This window comes from Pontitalea aquivivens (genome assembly GCF_046507575.1).
In the GTDB taxonomy this organism is placed as follows: domain Bacteria; phylum Pseudomonadota; class Alphaproteobacteria; order Rhodobacterales; family Rhodobacteraceae; genus Pontitalea; species Pontitalea aquivivens.
The window spans coordinates 1-5,556 of sequence record NZ_JBKFEY010000055.1; the positions used below are offsets into that span (position 1 = coordinate 1).

General features: G+C 66.7%; 8 protein-coding genes. All 8 read left to right on the top strand.

Annotated features, from left to right (window positions below; translation table 11 throughout):
- The first annotated feature begins 57 nt into the window (after positions 1-57).
- On the top strand, positions 58-273 hold the full coding sequence (locus ACK8OU_RS19730; RefSeq protein ID WP_410305037.1) for a phage head-tail joining protein: 216 nt from the start codon (positions 58-60) through the stop codon (positions 271-273).
- Between the two features lie 3 nt (positions 274-276).
- Positions 277-1,791, top strand: a complete 1,515-nt coding sequence (locus tag ACK8OU_RS19735) for a phage portal protein (protein ID WP_410305038.1) — start codon at positions 277-279, stop codon at positions 1,789-1,791.
- Positions 1,792-1,795: 4 nt separating this feature from the next.
- On the top strand, positions 1,796-2,911 hold the full coding sequence (locus tag ACK8OU_RS19740) for a head maturation protease, ClpP-related (RefSeq protein WP_410305039.1): 1,116 nt from the start codon (positions 1,796-1,798) through the stop codon (positions 2,909-2,911).
- 6 nt (positions 2,912-2,917) lie between these two features.
- Positions 2,918-3,283, top strand: coding sequence for a head decoration protein (locus ACK8OU_RS19745; protein ID WP_410305040.1), 366 nt, complete (start codon positions 2,918-2,920; stop codon positions 3,281-3,283).
- A 42-nt stretch (positions 3,284-3,325) separates the two neighbouring features.
- Positions 3,326-4,339, top strand: coding sequence for a major capsid protein (locus tag ACK8OU_RS19750; RefSeq protein ID WP_410305041.1), 1,014 nt, complete (start codon positions 3,326-3,328; stop codon positions 4,337-4,339).
- Positions 4,339-4,650 (top strand): head-tail joining protein, encoded by a 312-nt coding sequence (locus ACK8OU_RS19755; protein WP_410305042.1) that lies wholly within the window; start codon positions 4,339-4,341, stop codon positions 4,648-4,650. Before ACK8OU_RS19750 ends, ACK8OU_RS19755 begins: the two co-directional genes overlap by 1 nt.
- The gene (locus ACK8OU_RS19760) at positions 4,647-5,267 is read left to right on the top strand and encodes a DUF6441 family protein (protein ID WP_410305043.1); all 621 of its coding nucleotides are present in this window, start codon (positions 4,647-4,649) and stop codon (positions 5,265-5,267) included. The genes ACK8OU_RS19755 and ACK8OU_RS19760 overlap by 4 nt, the downstream gene beginning before the upstream one ends.
- Positions 5,268-5,351: 84 nt before the next feature.
- Positions 5,352-5,556: hypothetical protein (locus tag ACK8OU_RS19765; RefSeq protein WP_410305044.1), on the top strand; the 205-nt coding region annotated here is incomplete at its 3' end.

The following is a 5,556-nucleotide window of genomic DNA, read 5'->3' on the forward strand; positions in this document are numbered from 1 at the left end:
GTTCTGACACGAAAGCCTCCGGTTTCAGACGCGGTCTCACGATAAAGGGCGATGATCATGCCGACAATCACCGAGCTGCGCACCCGACGCGAGGCGCTGGCGGCGCAGCGCGCCTCGGGCGTCGCCCGCGTCAGCTATGACGGCAAGACGGTGGATTATCGCAGCGTTGCGGAGATCGATCGGGCGATCGAGGCGCTGGAGCGCGAGATCGCGGTGGCCGAGGGGCGGCGCATCGTGCGTCAGATCCGGGTCACGACGGCAAAGGGGCTGTGATCCATGGCGCTGTTCGACCTGTTCCGCCGTCCGAAGCCGGGCGGCCCCGAGGCCGTGCGTGCCCGGCTCGAAGGGGCGATGGCCAAGCGCCGTCTGCGCGGCTGGAATCCGCCTCTGGAGAACATCAACGCCCTGGTGGCCTCGGGCGGGCCGCGGCTCTTGGCCCGGGCGCGGGAACTCGTGGTGACGAATGGTTATGCGGCGAATGCCTGCGAGGCCTTTGCCGCGAACCTGGTGGGGGACGGGATCAAGCCCTCGTCCCTGATTGAAGACGCTGATCTGCGCGACCGGGTCCAGAAGCTCTGGCTCGCCTGGACCGACGAGGCCGATTCCGATGGTCTGACCGATTTCTACGGCCTGCAGGCGATGGTCGCGCGCGAGATGTTCGTCGCGGGCGAATGTTTCGTGCGGTTGCGGCCCCGCCGAGCCGAGGATGGGCTGCTGGTGCCGCTGCAGTTGCAGCTTCTGCAATCCGAGATGCTGCCCTTCGAGAAAACGGAAACTGCGCCGAATGGTAACCGAATCCGCTGCGGGATCGAGTTCGACGGGATCGGGCGGCGTGTGGCCTATCACTTTCGCCGCCGTCATCCGGGCGACAGCACAGATCAGCGGGTGGCGGTGCCAGACACGGTCCGCATCGCGGCCGAGGACGTGCTGCACATCTACCGCCCGCTCGATGCGGGCCAGATCCGCGGCCTGCCGCATGTGGCCCCGGCGATGGTGCGGCTGTTTCTGCTCGATCAGTATGACGATGCGGAACTCGACCGGAAGAAGACGGCTGCGATGTTCGCGGGCTTCATCACCAAGACCGCGCCGGAAGAGCCGATGCTGGGCGAGGGGGCGGCCGATCTGGATGGCGCCGCGATTGCCAGCCTTGAGCCCGGCACGATGCAGGTGCTGTTGCCGGGCGAGGACGTGAAGTTCTCCAGCCCCGCCGATGTGGGCGGCGGCTATGAGGCCTTCCAATACCGCACGTTGCTTGCCGTGTCGGCGTCCCTCGGGCTGCCCTATCACCTGGTGACCGGCGATGTGCGGCAGGCGAACTATTCGTCCTTGCGCGCGGAACTCGTCGAATTCCGCCGCCGCGTTCAGCAACTGCAGCATGGCGTTCTGGCCCATCAGCTTTGCCGCCCGGTCTGGCGGCGCTGGCTGGACACAGCAGTTCTGGCGGGGGCGCTCGCGATCGACGATCCGGCCACCGCGCGTGCCGTGCAATGGATCCCGCCGCGTTGGGACTGGGTCGATCCGCTGAAGGACATCCAGGCGCAGGTGCTGGCGATGGAGACGGGCATCACCTCGCGGCGCAAGGTGGTCGAGGCCACTGGCTATGATGTCGAGGAGGTCGATCGCGAGAATGCGGCGGATGCGGCCCGGGCCGGGGCACTGGGTCTGCGCTACCGCACGAGCCCCGGCGAGACGCAGGGCGCACGGGCAACACCCACCGCCCGACCCGAGCCCGGCAAGGACGGGGACGCGGCCGATGCCGACGGCGCAGACGCCGATCCCGAACAGGAGTGAAGAGATGAAGAGCTGGTACAGGATCCGCGCCCGGGCGAGCGGCGCGACGGGATCGCGCACGGAAGTGCTGATCTATGACGAGATCGGCGCCTATGGCGTCACCGCAAAGGGCTTTCTGGCGGAACTCGGCGCACTGCCGGATGACGCGGCAATTGACCTGCGCATCAACAGCCCGGGCGGGTCGGTGTTCGATGCGGTGGCGATCTACAATGCGCTGAAGCGCCACCCGGGCGACATCACCGTCTGGATCGATGGTATCGCGGCTTCGGCGGCGAGCTACATCGCGATGGCCGGCGATCGGGTGATCATGCCGGAAAACGCCTTCCTGATGATCCATGACCCGTCGGGGCTGGTGATGGGCACGGCCGAGGACATGCGGGCGACGGCCGAGGCGCTCGACAAGGTGAAGGGCAGTCTCATTCAGGGCTATGCCGCCAAATCCGGCAAACCGGATGACGAGATCGCCGCGCTGATGGCGGCAGAAACCTGGCTCGATGCGAAGGATGCGCTGGATCTTGGCCTGATCGATCAGATCGCCGCACCCGTGAAACTCGCCGCATCCTTCGACGTCACGCGGTTCCGCAAGGCGCCGCCGAACCTTGTCGAGGCCGTTGCGGAAACCGGTGGAGATGCCAACGGTTTTGACAGGGCAGGCGGAGTTGACGCTGATGCAGGCGATGCAGACGGGTCTGATGGGGATGTTGGAAACCCCAACACCCCCTCTGGTGACAGCGCGGGGACCAACGGCGACCCATCGCAGGCGCCGCCGCAGGGCGCCGAGGCGGGTGTTTCCGCCGGGAACACCCGGCCGGTTCCCGCGGCTCCGGGCAGCAGTGTTGCCGCCACCAACGCGGCGCCTGACGCCAGTGCGATCCGCGCCGAGGCCATCGCCCATGCCCGGGCGGTGATCGACCTCTGTCGCCTGGCGAGCCAGCCACAGATGGCAGGCCGGTTTCTCGAGGAGGAGGTCAGCCTCGATGCGGTGCGCGCCCAGCTTCTCGAGATGCGGGCCGAAACGACGCCCGACATCACCGGCACACATGCCCAGCCCGGGCGGGGTGTCCCCACCAATCCCTGGGGCGAGGTGATCGCCCGTACCTTCCGTCAAACCAAAGGATGATTCCCCATGACCACGCTCACCGAAGGCAAACACGCCGGCGGCTTTCTCGTCTGGGAAGCGCTGCGCGACTATACCCGCGAAACCGTGACCCTCGCGGCGGGCACGCTCGAACCCGGAACCGTGCTGGGCCGCATCACCGCCTCGGGCAAATATGCCGCCCATGACACGGCGGCGGTCGATGGCACCGAAACCGCCGCGGCGATCCTCTGGGGCCGATGCGATGCCACGGGCGGCGAGGTGCCGGTCGTCGCGCTGGTGCGCGGCCCGGCCATCGTCAATCGCCACGATCTGGTCTTTGCCGGCACCCCGACCGAGGCCGAGATCGCCGCCGCCCATGCCGCCCTGCTGGCGGCCGGCATCCTCGTGCGCTGAGCCCCAAACCTCTCAATCCGATCTTTCAGGAGGCATCCACACATGGCCACCATGGACATTTTCGAAGGCGATGCCTTCTCGATCATTGAGCTCACCCGGGCTCTGGAGAACATCCCCTTCAAGCCCGCGATCCTGTCGGGCGCGGGGCTCTTCGCCAATCGCGGCGTGCGCGCACGCACGGTGATGATCGAGAGCCGTGACGGCACGCTCTCGCTGATCCCGTTCTCGGAACGCGGCTCGGCTTATGAACAACAGGTGCCCGAACGGCGCGATCTGCGGGCCTTCGTCTGCCGCCAGTTCAAGAAGCAGGACGTGCTCTGGGCCTCGGAAATCCAGGGGATCCGCGACTTCGGCTCGGAAACTGCTACCCAGCAGGTGCAGGCCGAGGTGGCGCGCAAGATGGCACGGCTCAGGAACGACGCGGAAGCGACCTTCGAGTTCCACCTCTTCAACGGCATCCAGGGCGTGGTTAAGGACCCGCGCGATGGAGCGACGGTGATCAATTACTACACCGAGTTCGGCATCACCCCGGCGACAGAGGTGGATTTCGACCTCGACAACGCGAGCCCAGCTTCGGGGGCGCTGCGGAAACGCTGCCAGGCGCTGATCGAAAGCGTGGAGGACAGTCTCGGCGGGCTGGCCGCCGGTGCGGTGCAGCTGCGTGCTGAATGCGGCTCGGCCTTCTTCTCCGATCTGGTGGCGCATAGAGAGGTGCGCGAGACCTATCTCAACACCGCCGCTGCGGCCGATCTGCGGGGCAGGGTGGGCGAGGAGGTCAGCTTCGGCGGCATCACCTTCCGCCGCTACCGTGGGGGCCTGGGCTTCGGCGTGCCGACCGACAAGGCGATCTTCTATCCCGAAGGCGTCGACGGGCTCTTCGAGATCTATTACGCCCCGGCGGACACCTTCGAGACGGTCAATACCCTTGGCCTGCCGCTCTATGCCCGGATGATCCCCGATCGCGACCGTGACGAATGGGTGCGCCTCGAGATCGAGTCGAACCCGCTGCCGATCTGCACCCGGCCCCAGGTGCTGCGTTCGGCACGGCGGACCTGATGACGGTCTTTGCCGCCGCGGTCGATCTGCTCTTCGCCGATCCCAACCTGTCGATTGCGATCTGGCATCGCGACGGCACGGGTCGGTTCACCCAAGCCCGCGGCATCCTGCGCCGCCCTGACGAAATTACCGAGTTCGGGGCGGCGCGTCTGATCTCGGAAACCACGCGCATTGACGTTCCGGTCAGCACCCTTCCCGAACCCCGACCGGGGCAGGAGATCGTGATCGGGGAGGAGACCTTCATCATCCAGGGCGAGCCGCGACGGGATCGGGAACGGCTCGTCTGGACGCTGGAACTGGTGCCGGCATGAAACTGACACTTGACATCGATCCGAACATCGGCGGCCTGCTGCAAGCCGAGATCGACGCGGGCGCGCGTGCCGTCTCGGGCGCGATCCGCGCGGCGGGGAACGGACTGAAGGCCAGCTGGCGCGGCCAGATCACCGGGGCTGGGCTCGGGGCAAGGCTCGCGAACACCATCCGCGCGACGCATTTCCCGAGCGGAAAGCCCAGCCTCAATGCCGCCGCCCTCGTCTGGTCGAAGGCCCCGGTCATTGTCGGGGCGCATGATACCGGGCCGCTGATCCGCTCGAAGGACGGGTTCTGGCTCGCGATCCCCACGGAAGCGGCGGGCAAATCCGCCAGGGGCGGCCGCACCAGCCCGGGCGACTGGGAGCGCCGCACGGGTCTGCGTCTGCGCTTCATCTATCGGCGGACGGGCCCAAGCCTTCTGGTTGCCGAAGGGCGGCTGAACACCAAGGGCAGGGCGGTGGCCTCCCGGTCGAAAACCGGCCGCGGTCTGACCACGGTGCCGATTTTCCTGCTCGTGCCGCAGGTCAAGCTGCCGAAGCGGCTGGACCTCGCGCGAGATGCCGAGCGGGCGGTGGATAGTGTGCTAGGGCGGATCGTGGCGGAATGGGGTGAGTGAGTGTCGGCCATTTTTTGGGCACCATGATCCTCGGTAGTACAGCCCGGAAACACCTGTCATGGCCCATTGGTTGCCAAAGGCGCCATGATGAAACTTTCAGGGACGGACCAGCCCGATGAACGGTGCTCCAAGAACTCCTTTGAGGCTGGTCTCGAACGCCGGGGAAACGATCTCCGGTCGGCGTGCCTGGGCACTTGTTTTCCTCTTCGGGTCTTGTCAATCGGCCGCCATCGTCATGTCGATCTGGATCATGAAAATGCCATCCTCGAGTGCTTGGACGGCAATCTGG